The organism is Nonomuraea sp. CA-141351, from assembly GCF_050944675.1.
Classification (GTDB): domain Bacteria; phylum Actinomycetota; class Actinomycetes; order Streptosporangiales; family Streptosporangiaceae; genus Nonomuraea.
Genome location: NZ_CP191982.1, coordinates 7,195,258 through 7,209,021, shown reverse-complemented (window position 1 = coordinate 7,209,021; position 13,764 = coordinate 7,195,258). Strand labels below are relative to the sequence as shown.

11 protein-coding genes are annotated in these 13,764 nt (G+C 71.1%); 6 read left to right on the top strand and 5 right to left on the bottom strand.

The annotated features are described in order from the left end of the window. Positions 1–56: 56 nt before the first annotated feature. Positions 57–1,067, bottom strand: a complete 1,011-nt coding sequence (locus ACQPWU_RS34070; protein WP_433429144.1) for a LacI family DNA-binding transcriptional regulator — start codon at positions 1,065–1,067, stop codon at positions 57–59. A gap of 196 nt (positions 1,068–1,263) precedes the next feature. On the opposite strand from ACQPWU_RS34070, the gene ACQPWU_RS34065 reads away from it, so the two are divergent. Beyond that, entirely contained in the window at positions 1,264–3,540 is a 2,277-nt protein-coding gene (locus tag ACQPWU_RS34065; protein WP_433429142.1) for a beta-glucosidase family protein, read from the top strand. 57 nt (positions 3,541–3,597) lie between these two features. Further along, positions 3,598–5,619 carry a beta-galactosidase gene (locus ACQPWU_RS34060; protein ID WP_433429139.1) on the top strand — a complete coding sequence of 674 codons (2,022 nt, stop codon included), beginning with the start codon at positions 3,598–3,600 and terminating at the stop codon, positions 5,617–5,619. Positions 5,620–5,814: 195 nt separating this feature from the next. Here ACQPWU_RS34060 and ACQPWU_RS34055 read toward each other — a convergent pair whose 3' ends face one another. Genes ACQPWU_RS34055 through ACQPWU_RS34040 form a run of 4 tightly spaced genes read right to left on the bottom strand, consistent with a single transcriptional unit; the run spans position 5,815 to position 9,048 of the window. Next, on the bottom strand, positions 5,815–6,558 hold the full coding sequence (locus ACQPWU_RS34055; protein ID WP_433429136.1) for a helix-turn-helix domain-containing protein: 744 nt from the start codon (positions 6,556–6,558) through the stop codon (positions 5,815–5,817). Beyond that, the gene (locus tag ACQPWU_RS34050; RefSeq protein WP_433429134.1) at positions 6,555–7,235 is read right to left on the bottom strand and encodes a hypothetical protein; all 681 of its coding nucleotides are present in this window, start codon (positions 7,233–7,235) and stop codon (positions 6,555–6,557) included. The genes ACQPWU_RS34055 and ACQPWU_RS34050 overlap by 4 nt, the downstream gene beginning before the upstream one ends. 21 nt (positions 7,236–7,256) lie before the next feature. Beyond that, positions 7,257–7,904 (bottom strand): response regulator, encoded by a 648-nt coding sequence (locus ACQPWU_RS34045; RefSeq protein WP_433429132.1) that lies wholly within the window; start codon positions 7,902–7,904, stop codon positions 7,257–7,259. Positions 7,905–7,908: 4 nt separating this feature from the next. Then, the gene (locus tag ACQPWU_RS34040; protein ID WP_433429130.1) at positions 7,909–9,048 is read right to left on the bottom strand and encodes a sensor histidine kinase; all 1,140 of its coding nucleotides are present in this window, start codon (positions 9,046–9,048) and stop codon (positions 7,909–7,911) included. Between the two features lie 159 nt (positions 9,049–9,207). Between ACQPWU_RS34040 and ACQPWU_RS34035 the strand changes: the two genes are divergently transcribed. The 4 genes from ACQPWU_RS34035 to ACQPWU_RS34020 all read left to right on the top strand — a co-directional run bounded on the left by ACQPWU_RS34035 (position 9,208) and on the right by ACQPWU_RS34020 (position 13,743). Further along, on the top strand, positions 9,208–9,921 hold the full coding sequence (locus tag ACQPWU_RS34035) for an ABC transporter ATP-binding protein (protein WP_433429127.1): 714 nt from the start codon (positions 9,208–9,210) through the stop codon (positions 9,919–9,921). After that, positions 9,918–10,700 carry a hypothetical protein gene (locus tag ACQPWU_RS34030; RefSeq protein WP_433429125.1) on the top strand — a complete coding sequence of 261 codons (783 nt, stop codon included), beginning with the start codon at positions 9,918–9,920 and terminating at the stop codon, positions 10,698–10,700. The genes ACQPWU_RS34035 and ACQPWU_RS34030 overlap by 4 nt, the downstream gene beginning before the upstream one ends. Before the next feature lie 263 nt (positions 10,701–10,963). Further along, the gene (locus tag ACQPWU_RS34025) at positions 10,964–11,557 is read left to right on the top strand and encodes a hypothetical protein (RefSeq protein WP_433429123.1); all 594 of its coding nucleotides are present in this window, start codon (positions 10,964–10,966) and stop codon (positions 11,555–11,557) included. Between the two features lie 407 nt (positions 11,558–11,964). Beyond that, positions 11,965–13,743 carry a PA14 domain-containing protein gene (locus ACQPWU_RS34020; protein WP_433429121.1) on the top strand — a complete coding sequence of 593 codons (1,779 nt, stop codon included), beginning with the start codon at positions 11,965–11,967 and terminating at the stop codon, positions 13,741–13,743. Positions 13,744–13,764 lie beyond the last annotated feature (21 nt).

The window sequence follows — 13,764 nt, the reverse complement described above, 5'->3', positions numbered from 1 at the left end:
ACCCGGCCGTTCCGGGGCCGTACGCGAGGGCGGCCGGAATCGACCAAGCCCGATGTTCACGGTTTGGGTCGCGTGCTGCTGGCCCGGACGACGAGGGTGGTGGCGAGCTCGATGCGCGTCCCCGCCGGGCCCCTCGGGTGGGTCAGCTCTTCCGAGATGAGCCGGACCGCTTCGTTGGCCATGTCGTCGAGCGGCTGGCGGACGGTGGTGAGCGGCGGCGACATCATCTCGCACAACGTCGAGTCGTCGAACCCCACCACCGACAGCTCGTCCGGCACCCGGATCCCGCGCTCGGTCGCGGCCTGGTAGACGCCCGCCGCCTGCAGGTCCGACCCGGCGAAGATGGCGGTCGGCCGGTCCGGGCGGTCGAGCAGCTCGGCCCCGAACTCCTTGCCGCCCGAGACGAGGAAGTCGCCGTAACGGGTCAGCCCGGGATCGGGGTCGATCCCGAACGTACGGTGGGCCGCCAGATAACCCTCGTACCGGTCGAGCGTGCACTGCGTGTCGAGCGGCCCGCCGATGAAGCCGATCCTCGTGTGCCCCAGCTCCAGCAGGTGGGTGGTGGCCATGACGCCGCCCGACCAGTTCGTGGCGCCGACGGTGGAGATGCGCGGATCGCGCTGGCCCACCGGGTCGAGCAGCACCAGAGGGACGTGCAGCAGCTCCTCGATGGCCGCGATCTCCTCCTGGTTGGCCCGCGACAGCACCAGCACGATCCCGTCGGTGCCGCGCTTGCGCACGATCCCGATCCAGCGCCGCAGGTCGAAGTCGGCCCGGAAGGACGAGGTCACCACGAGCGAGAAGCCCCACCGCGACGCCGCCTGCTCCGCCCCCCTGATCAGCACCTGGGCCCACGGCGAGCCGAGCCCGTCTATGAGCAGATCGACGAGGCCGACCCGGGGATTGCTCGGCGGGCGCGGAGCCTCGTAACCGAAGGCTCTGACCGCCTCGAGCACCTTGTCCCTGGTGGCGGCCGAGACGTGCTTCTTCCCGCTCAGGACCTTGGAGACCGTCGGCACGGACACCCCGGCGGCGGCCGCGACGTCGGCCAGCGTGGCTCGACCCACAGGACCTCCCAGACAACTTTCGGAAACTGCCGGAAACCGCAGGTCTCCTGCTGACCTGGGAGCATGCTGCTACCCGATCAGTGCTGTTGACATCTCTGCAGGCCCGAGCCTAGCGTAACCCCTCGGCAATGTCACGGTAATCTTTCGGAAAGTATGCCAGAAACTTTCCGATCCACCAACCGCCGATTGAGGGTGTATGGAACGGGTCGAGGAACTGCTCGCGGACATGTCGCTTGACGAGAAGCTCGCTCAGCTCGTGGGCGTGTGGCTGAACGTCAACCGCGAGGAAGGCGTCGTCGCGCCGTTGCAGGACTCGATGCAGGGCGAGGACGTCGAGTTCGAGGCGTTCGCGCGCCATGGCCTGGGTCAGATCACCCGCCACTACGGCACCAGGCCGGTCGACCCCGAGTGGGCGAGCACGGCGCTGGCCGCGCGGCAGCGCTGGCTCCGCGACCACACCCGGCTCGGCATTCCCGCGCTCGCGCATGAGGAGTGCCTGACCGGCCTGGCGGCCTGGCGGGCCACGACGTACCCGGTGCCGCCCGCGTGGGGCGCTTCGTTCGACCCCGAACTGGTCGAGCTGATGGGTGCCAGGATCGGGGCGAGCATGCGGACGCTCGGCGTGCACCAGGGCCTGGCCCCGGTGCTCGACGTGATCCGTGACCAGCGCTGGGGACGGGTGGAGGAGTGCATCTCCGAGGACCCGTACGAGGTCGCGACCATCGGCGCGGCCTACGTGCGCGGCGTGCAGTCCACGGGCATGATCGCCACGCTGAAGCACTTCGTCGGCTACTCCAACTCCCGCGCCGGCCGCAACCTCGCACCCGTGCACGCCGGCGCCCGCGAGGTGGCCGACACGCTGCTGTTCCCGTTCGAGGTTGCGGTCAAGGACGCGCGGGCGGGCTCGGTCATGAACTCCTACGCCGAGATCGACGGCATCCCGATCGCCGCCGACCCGTACTACCTCACCCGGATCCTCCGGGACGAATGGGGCTTCGAGGGTACGGTCGTCGCCGACTACTTCGCGGTCGCCTTCCTGCACACGCTGCACGCCGTGGCCTCCGGCGCCGAGGACGCGGCCGTGCAGGCGCTCACGGCGGGCATCGACGTCGAGCTGCCCACCGGGGTCGCCTACCTGGAGCCGCTGAAGCAGGCGGTGACCGAAGGCAGGATCGACGAGGCCCTCGTCGACCGGGCGCTGCGGCGCGTGCTGCTGCAGAAGGCCCGGCTCGGCCTGCTGGACGACGGCTACGAGCCCGAGCCGTCCGGGCCGGTGGACCTCGACGACCCCGAGTCCCGCGACCTGGCCAGGCGCCTGGCCGAGGAGTCGATCGTGCTGCTCACGAACGACGGCGTGCTCCCGCTCGGCGACGCCGCGGGCAAGACCGTCGCCGTGATCGGCCCGAACGCCGACAGCGTCACCGCCCTGTTCGGCTGCTACTCGTTCGTCAACCACGTCCTGCCGCACTTCCCGGGGGTCGAGTCCGGCATCGCCGCGCCCACGCTCCTCGACGCGCTGCGCGAGGAGCTGCCCGGCGCGACGATCCAGGTCGCGCGGGGCACGGGCGTGGACGACGGTGACCGTACGGGCATCGCCGCGGCAGCGCGCCTGGCAGAGGAGTCGGATCTCGCGATCCTCGTGCTCGGCGACCGCTCGGGGCTGTTCGGCCGAGGTACGTCCGGCGAGGGCTGCGACGCGGAGAGCCTCGACCTGCCGGGCGCGCAGCAGGAGCTGGCCGACGCCGTCCTCGCCACGGGCACGCCGACCGTGGTGGTGCTGATGACCGGGCGCGCGTACGCCGTGCCTGGCCTGCTCAGGGACGCCGCCGCCGTCGTGCAGGCGTACTTCCCCGGTGAGGAGGGCGCGGGCGCCATCGCCCGCGTGCTGACCGGCGCCGTGAACCCCTCCGGCCGCCTTCCCATGAGCATGCCCCGTTCGACCGCCGGACAGCCTTACAGCTACCTGCACCCCAGGCTCGGCGCGGCCGGCTCGGTCAGCAACATCGACCCGGCTCCCGCGCTCGGCTTCGGGCACGGGCTGAGCTACACGAGCTTCGCCTACGAGGACCTGTCCGTCGCCGCGACGGCCGGCACGGCAGGGTCGATCCGCTGCTCGGTCATGGTGCGCAACACCGGCGAGCGCGCCGGGGTGGAGGTGGTGCAGCTGTACGCCTCCGACAAGGTCGCTTCGGTCACCAGGCCCCTCGCCCAGCTCGTCGGGTACGCCCGGGTCGAGCTGGCCCCCGGCGAGAGCGCGAAGGTCGGCTTCGACGTCCCGGCCAGGCTGCTGGCCTTCACCGGCCGGGACGGGCGGCGCGTCGTCGAGCCCGGCGAGATCGGCCTGTCGGTGCGCCGCTCGGTCGCGGAACCGATCGCTGAGCAGTCCGTGGAGCTGACCGGCCCCCTGTATGAGATCAGCGGCTCCGAGCGGCGCCTGACCGCCGTGTCGGTCGAGCCGGGAAAGGACGACTGATGACCGGCGTACTCTGCCTCACGTCGAGGATCCTTCCATCCCAACAGGAGCTATGAAATGTCGCGCTTGGATGCCTTTAGGAACCGTCTCGGAGGCTTCGCCTTCGGCGGCGACTACAACCCGGAGCAGTGGGACCCCGCCGTGTGGCGGGAGGACGTCCGGCTCATGCGTGAGGCCGGCGTCAACGTCGTCTCCCTCGGTGTGTTCGCGTGGGCGTCGCTGGAGCCGGAACCTGGCAAGTACGAGTTCGCCTGGATGGACGAGATCATGGACCTCCTCCACGAGAACGGCATCAGCGTCAACCTTGCCACCCCCACGGCGGCACCGCCCGTCTGGCTCACGCAGCTACACCCCGAGGTGTTCCCGATCATGGCCGACGGCGAGCGCTTCGGCTTCGGCAACCGGCTGCACTACGACCCGTCGTCGCCGATCTACCGCGAATACGCCGCCAACATCACCACCAAGCTCGCCGAGCGCTACTCGTTCCACCCGGCGCTGGCGATGTGGCACATTTCCAACGAGTACGGGCCCACGGCGCACAACGAGGCCGCCTCGGTCAACTTCCGGCGCTGGCTGCAGCGCCGATACGGCGACCTGGAAACGCTGAACGAGGCGTGGACGACCCGCTTCTGGAGCCAGCGCTACACCGACTGGGACCAGATCGAGGTGCCGCACATCCCGCGCACCTGGATGAACCCGGCACGCCGGCTCGACTTCAAGCGGTTCTCCTCCGACGCCCTCCTTGAGTGCTACATCGCCGAACGCGACATCGTCCGCTCCTTCCGTGACGACATCCCGGTGCTGACCAACTTCATGCGGTTCTTCAAGCACGCCGACTACTGGAAGTGGGCGCCCGAGGAGGACGCGGTCGCGCTCGACATCTACCCCAACCCCGCCGACGCCGACTCGCACGTGTCGGCGGCCTTCCAGTTCGACCTGTTCCGCTCGCTCAAGGGCGGGCAGCCGTGGCTGCTGATGGAGCAGGCCGCCAGCGCGGTCAGCCAGTGGTCGCTCAACATCGTCAAGGAGCCCGGGCGCATGCGCCTCGGCTCGCTTCAGGCGGTGTCGCGGGCGGCGGACTCGGTGATGTACTTCCAGTGGCGGGCCAGCCGCGGCGGGCAGGAGCGCTTCCACTCGGCGATGCTGCCGCACTCCGGGCCTGACTCGCGCACGTTCAGGGAGGTCGTGGACCTGGGGCGGGAGATGAAGCTGCTCGCGCCCGCGGCCGGCACGACCTCGCGTGCCGAGGTCGCGATCCTCTTCGACTGGGACGGCTGGTGGGGGCTGGAGGAGACCGCGGGGCTGCCGCGCCAGGACTTCAGCTATGCCGACACGGTCATGCGGCACTACACGCCGCTGTGGTCGCAGCACTTCCCGGTGGACGTGGTGTCCTCCGGGTCCTCGCTGGAGGGGTACAAGGTGCTGGTGGTGCCGAACGCGTACCTGATCGACGACGAGGGCGTGCGGCGGATCACCGAGTTCGCCCGCGACGGCGGGACGGTGATCATGTCGTTCTTCTCCGGCGTGGTCGACGACTGCAACCGGGTGCGGCCCGACGGCTACCCGGGGGCATTCCGGCAGCTCATCGGGGCCAAGATCGACGAATACTGGCCGGCCAGGCCGCACGAGGTCTTCTCCGTGGAGTTCGCGGACGGGCGGCGGGCGACCTCGACCTGGTGGCGCGACGACATCCACCTGGAGACGGGCACGGCCCTGGCCACCTACGGCGACGGCCTCCTGGCCGGGCGGGCGGCCGTCGTGGAGAACCGCTTCGGCGCGGGCCGCGTCGTGTACTTCGCCACGCTGCTGGAGCAGGCGGCCTTCGACGCCGAACTGGTCGCGGCCGTGGAGGCGGCGGGCGTCCGGACGCCCTTCCCGGGGGTGCCCGCCCACGTGGAGTGCGCAGTGCGGGGGGATGCGGAGCACGAGTACGTGTTCCTGCTCAACCACAGCGGGGAGGAGAGCGCGTCGGTGCCGTTCGAAGGGGAGGGGACCGACCTCCTCACGGGCGAGCGCGTGTCGGGCTCGGTCGGTCTGGAGCCCCTCGGAGCGGTGGTGGTCCAGCGCGCCCGCGCCTAGCGACCTGCCCACCCTCATAAGCTTCGGCTCCGCCCCGGTGGTCGCTCCGCCTTCGGGCGCCTTGGCTCGGAGGGCGGCGTGCCGATGCGGCGGCACGTTGGATGTGCGGCGGCACGGCGCCCGGACGCCGTGCGGGCACGGCGCCCAGCCCGGCGATGCGGTGCCGGCAGGGCGGGCCCGGCTGTGTGTGGTCGGTCAGCCGATGGCAGGGGAGGCGATGACGACGGTGACGTCGGCGGGGGAGTCGCCGGTGCGGTAGAGGTGCGGGGCGTCTCCGGCGAAGGCCAGCAGGTCGCCGGGGCCGAGGAGGCGGGCGTCCGTGACGGGGCCCGCGGTGAGCTCGCCCGAGGCGACCAGGAGGTGCTCCACCGTGCCGGGCGCGTGCGGGACGCCGTCCACCGCGGTGTGCGGGGGCAGCCGTAGCCGCCACAGCTCCAGGCTGTGGCCGCCGCTGATGCGGCGCAGCAGCTCGCGGGTGGGGCCGTCCTCGCTCGCGGCCGTCGCCGGGAGGTGGAACGTGGTGGGGGCGCTCTCGCGCGACAGGAGGTCGGTGAGCGGGATGGCGAGCGCGACCGCGATGGCGTCGAGCGTGTCGATCGTCGGATTGCCCGCGCCCGCCTCCAGCTGCGACAGCGTGGCCTTGCTCAGGCCGGTCCGCCGGGCCAGCTCGGCCTGGCTCATCCCGCGCTGGCGCCGCCGCCGCTGCACCTGAGCGCCGGCCGCGGCAGCGGCGCTACTCGCGGCCCGCCGCTCCCGATCGGGGGCGGCGCGGCGGTCAGCGTCCTGAGCGGCGCGAGGGTCCTGGTCGGGGGCGGCGCGCCGGTCAGCGTCCTGAGCGCCGCGACGGTCCTGGTCGGGGGCGGCGCGGCGGTGCCGGTCAAGGGCGGGGCGGCGGTCTTCGCCGGAGGCGGGGCGGTGGTCCCGGTCGTCGGTGGTCATGGGCGTGGCCTGTGCGCGGCGTCGTACGAGACGCGGATGCGCCCCTTCTTCGTCTTCACCGAGGCGATCGTGACGTGTGCCAGCTCCGCCAGGCTGCGTACGTGGGTGCCACCGCAGGGAGCGGCGTGCGCGTCCCCCAGCCGCACGATGCGCCGCCCCTCGCCGTCGTAGTCCGCGGTGACGGGCAGGTCGTCGGCCACCGCCGCCTCCACGTACTCGGCCAGCCGGGCGGCCGCCTTGTCCCGATCGTCCAGGGCGTCCTGCGGCGTGAACTCGATCCGCGCCTGACCGGGGAAGTGCACGCTGCCGGCCATCGTCCAGCCCTCGACGCGCCCGGCCGCCTCGACGAGGTGACCTGCCGTGTGCAGGGCCGCGTGCAGCAGGCGCAGATCGGCGTCGATCCGGGTGTGGACGGCGTCGCCCACGGCGAGGTCGTCGAAGCCGCCTCGCACCACCACCAGCCCCGTAGCGGGATCGCGGACGGGAGCGGCCTCGCGCTCGCCGACCCAGCCGCGGTCGGCGGGCTGGCCGCCGCCCTGGGGGTGGAAGATGTTGCGCCGAACCGCGACCCACGCCACGCCGTCGTCGTGCCGCCCCGCCGCCGTCACCTCCGTGGCGAGCTCCATGAGGTAGGTGTCCTCGAGGTACGCAGCCCACTGACTGTTGTGTTGAACCATATGTTCATCATATCGAACATCTCAGAGCAGCCCCGCATCGCGGACCTTCATGGCGACGTGCACCCGGTTGTCCGTCCCGAGCTTGGCGAAGATGCGGGTGATGTTGGCCTTCACGGTCGCCACGCTCACGGACAGGCTCTTCGCGATCTCCGCGTTGGAGCTGCCCCTGGCCAGCTCGATCGCGACCTCCCGCTCGCGTTCGGTGAGCCTGGCCAGCTCCCGCCGCGCCTCCGGCACCTCGGCCGCGTACCTGCCGGTGGCGGCCGCGATCACCTGCTGCGCCACGCTCGGCGACAGCACCGGCTCGCCCCTGGCCACGGTGCGGACGGCCTCGATCATCTTCGGCGGCGGCGTGTCCTTGAGCAGGAAGCCCGCGGCGCCGAGCTGGAGGGCGCGCAGCACCATGTCGTCGGCGTCGAACGTGGTGAGCACCAGGATGCGGGGCGGCGCCGGGCGGCCCAGCAGCAGTTCGATGGTGGTGAGGCCGTCCTGCTGGGGCATCCGGAGGTCCATGAGCACGACGTCGGGCCTGAGGTCGCGGATCACGGCCATGGCCTGCCTGCCGTCGCCGGCCTCGCCCACCAGGTCGAGGTCGGGCTCGCCGCCGAGGATGAGGCGCAGACCGGTGCGCACCATGGGGTCGTCGTCCACGATCACGACTTTGATCACGACCTCAAGCCTCCCACGGCAGCCGGGCGTCGAGGATGAAACGGCCGTTCGCGACGGAGTGGGTGATCGTGCCGCCCGCCATCCGGGTACGTTCGGCCAGGCCGACCAGGCCCAGCCGGCCGCCGGGGCCCGCCGCCGCGCCGGACGGGGCCGGGTTGCTCACCCGGATGCGCAGCTCCTCGCCTGGACGCCCGCCCAGCTCGGCCCGGACGTGGCTGCCGGGCGCGTGCTTGCGCGCGTTGGTCAGCGCCTCCTGCACGATCCGGTACGCGTGCCGCCCCGTCTGCGTCGGCAGCAGCTCACGCCCGTCGATGGCGTCGTCCACCTCCACCTGCTGCCCGGCCGCCCGCACCTCCTCGAACAGCGCGTCCAGGTGGGCCAGCGTCGGCTGCGGCGCCTCCATGCCGCCGTCGCGGCGGAGCGTGCCGAGGACGGCGCGCAGCTCGTTCAGCGACTGGTGGGCGTTCTCCTGGATCGCGAGGGCGGTCTCGCGGGTCTGCTCGGGGGACAGGTCCGTACGGTAGGCCAGGCCGCCGGCGAGCATCGCCAGCAGGGAGATCCGGTGCGCGAGGACGTCGTGCATCTCCTGAGCGATCTTGAGCCGTTCCGCCAGCTGGGCCTGCTCGACCCGCTGCCGCTGCGCGGCCTGCTCAGCCTCCCGCTGTATGGCGGCCAGATCGCGGCGCCCGCGCAGGTAGAGGCCCAGGATCGTCAGTCCGCCGAGCACGGCGGCCCCGACCACCCCGTAGGTGACGGTCAGCATGGCGGTGGCGGACCACAGGGTCGAACCGGCCACGCACAGCCAGAACACGACCCCGACCGGTACGCACTGGCGCCACGGCCGGTGCATGGCCAGGGAGACGTAGCAGACGAGGGCGGGGCCCAGGGCCGAGAACGAATAGACGGTCAGCACGGCGGTCGCCAGCGCGATCTGCCACGGCCATCGGCGCCGCCACCACATCAGGACGAGCCCGGCCATGCCGAGCGCCATGTCGGTCACCAGCCCCATGACCGTGTCCTGGGTCATAGGGGCGCGCCCGGCGGCGAGCGAGATCAGCACGGCGAAGTAGAACAGCAGAGGCAGGGCGGCGGCCAGGTAACGCAGCGCGATGCCCATCCTGTCGAGGGGTGGCGGCTCTTGCACGATCTCAGCCTAGAGACCATCCCGGCGCCGCCTTAGCGACCTGGGTCGATCTCCGTACCGCCCTGGGTCTACATCGGAGGCGATGACGATAGCCCGGGCGCGCGCATCGCTCGACCCAGGTCCGATGAGGCCGGGCCGCGTTTCCGGTGGACTGAGGTGGTGATCGAATTTCAGCACGTCAGCAAGACGTACAAAGGGGTGAAAGCGCTCGACGACGTGTCCTTCACCGTGCGGCCGGGCACCATCACCGGGTTTCTCGGGCCCAACGGGGCGGGCAAGTCGACCGCGCTGCGCATCCTGGCCGGGCTGTGCCGCCCGACCTCCGGTACGGCGACCGTGCTCGGGCGGCCGTACACCGAGCTGGACCGTCCGGGGTTCGACGTGGGCACGGTGCTGGACGCGGGGGCGCAGCACCCAGGCCGCACCGGATGGGAGGTCCTCACCCTGGGCGCGATGCTGCTCGGCCTGCCGAAGTCGCGCGTGGGCGAGGTCCTGGAGCTGGTGGGCCTGACCGGCAAGGAGGGCAGGCGGGCCGTGGGCGGCTACTCGCTGGGCATGCGGCAGCGGCTCGGCATCGGCCACGCCCTCCTCGGCCGGCCCCGGGCGCTCATCCTCGACGAGCCCGCCAACGGCCTCGACCCACAGGGGATCCAGTGGATGCGCGGGCTGCTGCGCGACCTTGCCGGGGCGGGATGCGCGGTGCTGCTCAGCTCCCACCTGCTGCACGAGGTGGAGCAGGTGGCGGAGCACATCGTGATGATCGGGCGCGGCCGGGTGCTCGCGCAGGGCACGGCCTCCGAGCTGAGCCAGGGCCGCGGCCTCGAACAGACCTTCCTCGAACTGACCGCGAACGCCGACCGGAGCACCTCATGACCGACACCGCCGCCAGGGCTGCCAACGTGCGTGCCGCCTCGGAAAGCGTTCGCCGCCGTTCCTTCATGACCCTGGTACGGGTGGAGACCCGCAAGCTCTTCGACACCCGCAGCAGCAAGATCCTCACCGCGATCCTGGTGACCGTCGGGGTCGGGTCCGTCGTCGCCCGCGGCCTCGTCTCGGGCCCTCACTTCTTCACTCTGGCCGGAACGGCCGGGATCGGGTTCGGAACCCTGCTTCCCGTCCTCGCCATCCTCACCATGACCGGCGAGTGGAGCCACCGCACCGCGCTGACCACGTTCACGCTCGAACCCAGGCGCGGCCGCGTGCTGGCGGCCAAGTGCGTGCCGCCGCTGGCCGCGGCCGTGGCGGCCTGCCTGCTCGCGATGCTGGTCGCGGCCCCGGTGACCGCCGCCGTCGCCGCCGCGCAGGGCGTGCCCGCCACCTGGCAGGTCGCGCCGCACACCGTCCTGGGGTGGGTCGCCGCGATGGTGATCCTGACCGCAGAGGGACTGGCCATGGGCCTGTTGCTCCTGAACGCGCCCGCCGCGATCGTGATCTACCTTTCGACCCCCATCTTGTGGAGCGCGATTGGCCGGCTCGGCCGCGCGGGAGAGGTCCTGGCCGGCTGGCTCGACCTCAACAGCACCACCAACCCCTTGACGAACGGCGACTTCTCGGGCGGCGACCTCGCCAGGCTGGCCACGTCGGCGCTGGCCTGGATCGGAATCCCCATGGCCGTAGGCGTTCTGCGCGTGTCCAGGAAGGACATTGACTGAGGCACTTTACCCGCGAACGTAGATCTTTGTCCGATTCATGGGGTTTCGTTTGCCTTTGTCCGTTACCTGCCCGTAGCGTAGTGAGCGTTGCCGGCGAGTGACCCGGACCTTACCCACGTGAAAGGTGCCACTCGCCCGGGCTCTGGAATCCGATTCGCTGGATTCCGCAGCGCTCCACGTAGCGACTGTGCGGCTCGATGCCCGGCTACGTGCGTCTACGAGCGTACTTGCCCCCCGTTGTCGAACAAAGGACTAGTTTACCTATGCCCGCTCGCCTGCGCTCCTACGCCATGCTCACCGCCTCCGTGCTGACGGCCCTCGCCGTCGGTGCGCCCGCGGCGCACGCTGACGCCGACGCCGGCAGCACCACCCAGAAGGCCGTGACCACGCAGAAGGCTGTGCTCAAGGGCTCGACCACCGCGTCGTACTTCTGGGACGACTCCTCCGGCCGCGCCGGCGACACCGGCCTGCCCGCCGCAGGCAAGCCCATGCAGAAGGGCCTGGTCGCCAGCCCGAGCTGGCCGCTCATGACCGAGGGCTACGTGATCTACAAGGGCAAGAAGATGCCCTTCTTCGTCGGCGACCGCGGTCCCGGCGAGCCCTCCGGCAGCGGCGTCATGCTCGACCTGGACGCCAAGACGTTCGCCGAGCTGACCGGCGGCAAGTTCAACCCCCACACCCTGGGCGTCGACGGCGTCGACGGCGAGGGCCACATCAAGGTGGACTACGTCGTCACCAAGTGGGGCAACGGCGTCGGCAAGAAGAACTACCCGGTCGCCTTCTCCACCGGCGCCTGGTCCGAGAGCGACGCCAACCCCGTCACTCAGCAGCTGTCGGTGAAGCTCCCCGCCAACTGAGCCCCCTCCGCAAAGGGCGCCCCTGACCAGGGGCGCCTTTTCGCATGCCGGAACGGTCGCGACCGATCTGCCGCACGTGGAATGGGCCGGGCACACGGCACCGGCCTCGGCCTGTCCTCCCCGTACGTGATCGACGCCTGCGTGGCCGCGCCGCCCGGCGGCGAATCTCGGCGTACGAGGGGCCGGACGTGTTCACGCTCGGCGGACGCCACCGGATGATGCGTGCTCGCCTCGGACGATCACGACTCCGGGGAGCCGCGCGGCTGCGCGTCCGGGACGGCGAGCTGACCGGTGACCGCGACGAGCAGGTCACCGGTCCTCTCCGTCGAGGGCCTCTGATTTCACTTTGCCGTCATCCGTATATGTCATGATCCACGGGTTCTCGCGGATCTTGTGACAGGAGAAGGATGACTGCATTGGCGCGTCGCGCGCTGCGTGCCGCTCTCGCGGGCGGCCTGGCCGCCGCCGCGGCGATCTGGCCGGCGGGGGTTCCGGCGGAGGCGGCTGCGGCCGCCGCCGTCTCGGTGGACTTCACCAGGCCGGTTCGTACGCTGTCCGCCGCCGACTACGGCATCGGCATCACCGGGTACGGCGACGGCTCGTACATCACGAACGACTCCAAGCACCGCGAGCGCCTGCGCACCCTGAAGGCGGGCCGGATGCGGATCGAGCTGCACTACCAGGAGCCGGGCAACCACGCCGGCCCGATCGTCTGCGGCGGGTACAAATGCGACACGACCGTCTCGGGCGACGCCTGGATCACCGCCATCCGCGACCTGGGCGCCGAGCCGGTCATCATCCTCCAGGTGGACGGCCGCCAGAGCGCCGAGGTCAACCGCGACGACGCGGTCGCCCTCTACCAGCACTTCGCCGCCTCCGGCACGCCGGTGCGGCGGTTCATCCTCGGCAACGAGCTCAATTGCGCCTGCACCCCGGAAAAGCCGGAAATGTCGGCATCTGAGTACAGTCGGCGATTCAACATGATCGCCGACGCGCTCGACGCGCAGGACCCGGCGGTACGCGTCGGCGGCCCCGCCACGGCCTGGAACGACCTTTCCTACATCAGGACGTTCCTGGAGGGATCGAAGGACCGCGTCGACTTCCTCGACTACCACGACTACGGCAACGGCTCCGACCCCGTCACCGACGAGGACCTGCTGGGATCCGTCATCCGAGGCTACGAGACGGACCTCAAGGAGGTGAGCGCCCTCGCCGAGTCCGTGCTCGGCCGTAAGATCGACATCCAGATCGGTGAGTTCAACTCCGACTTCGACGACCCCGACGGGCACCGTACATTGGCCCACTTCAACACCCTGTGGGGCGCGGCGGCGCTCGGCCAGATCCTGCACGCAGGAGCCGCCGCCTACCAGTACGGCGACAAGAACGGGCAGCTCGGCCTGACCAGCACGAACGGCGAGGGCGGCATCCAGCGCAGCGAGCCACTGCCCATTTACCACGGCATCGGCATGTTCACCGGCGAGGGCCTGTTCAGGCCGTTCGGCACGACCATGGTGCAGGCGACGGCCGACAGCGGCCTCCTGCACGTGTTCGCCTCCGACGCGGCCAAGAACGTCGTCCTCGTCAACGTCGGCACCGAGCCGCTGGACACCACGCTCACGTTCACCGGCCTGACGGCGGGCACGGCCGCGATCTGGCAGAGCACCGCCGACGCGTGGACACCGCACCACGCCGGCACGGTCGCCGTCGCCGGCGGCAAGGGCACGATCACGCTTCCGGCGCGCTCGGCCACGACCCTGGTCGTCGACCAGCAGGGCCTGTCGGCGACCTACTTCGACAACGCCGACCTGACCGCGCCCAAGCTCACCCGGATCGACCCCGGCGTGAACTTCGACTGGGGCGCGAACGCGCCCGACCCGGCCGTGTCCGCCGACACGTTCAGCGTGCGCTGGACCGGAAAGGTGATCGCCGACCGCGCGGAGACGTACACGTTCATCACCACGAGCGACGACGGCGTCCGGCTCTGGGTGGACGGAACGCTCGTCGTGGACAACTGGACGGACCACTCCAAGCGCGACGACAGCGGCCAGATCGCGCTGACCGCCGGAGCGCACGACATCAAGATGGAGTTCTACGACAGCGGCTACGACGCCATCGCCCAGCTCCACTGGTCCAGCCCCACCATCACGCGCCAGACCATCCCGGCGGAGAAGCTGCTCGCGAGCTGACCCCCGTCCGCGGCGGCCGGG

Coding starts and splice junctions, on each gene's coding strand:
- ACQPWU_RS34055 (WP_433429136.1), bottom strand. CDS start 6,558: ATGACCACCGACGACCGGGACCACCGCCCCGCCTCCGGCGAAGACCGC.
- ACQPWU_RS34060 (WP_433429139.1), top strand. CDS start 3,598: ATGTCGCGCTTGGATGCCTTTAGGAACCGTCTCGGAGGCTTCGCCTTC.
- ACQPWU_RS34050 (WP_433429134.1), bottom strand. CDS start 7,235: ATGGTTCAACACAACAGTCAGTGGGCTGCGTACCTCGAGGACACCTAC.
- ACQPWU_RS34020 (WP_433429121.1), top strand. CDS start 11,965: ATGACTGCATTGGCGCGTCGCGCGCTGCGTGCCGCTCTCGCGGGCGGC.
- ACQPWU_RS34025 (WP_433429123.1), top strand. CDS start 10,964: ATGCCCGCTCGCCTGCGCTCCTACGCCATGCTCACCGCCTCCGTGCTG.
- ACQPWU_RS34065 (WP_433429142.1), top strand. CDS start 1,264: ATGGAACGGGTCGAGGAACTGCTCGCGGACATGTCGCTTGACGAGAAG.
- ACQPWU_RS34030 (WP_433429125.1), top strand. CDS start 9,918: ATGACCGACACCGCCGCCAGGGCTGCCAACGTGCGTGCCGCCTCGGAA.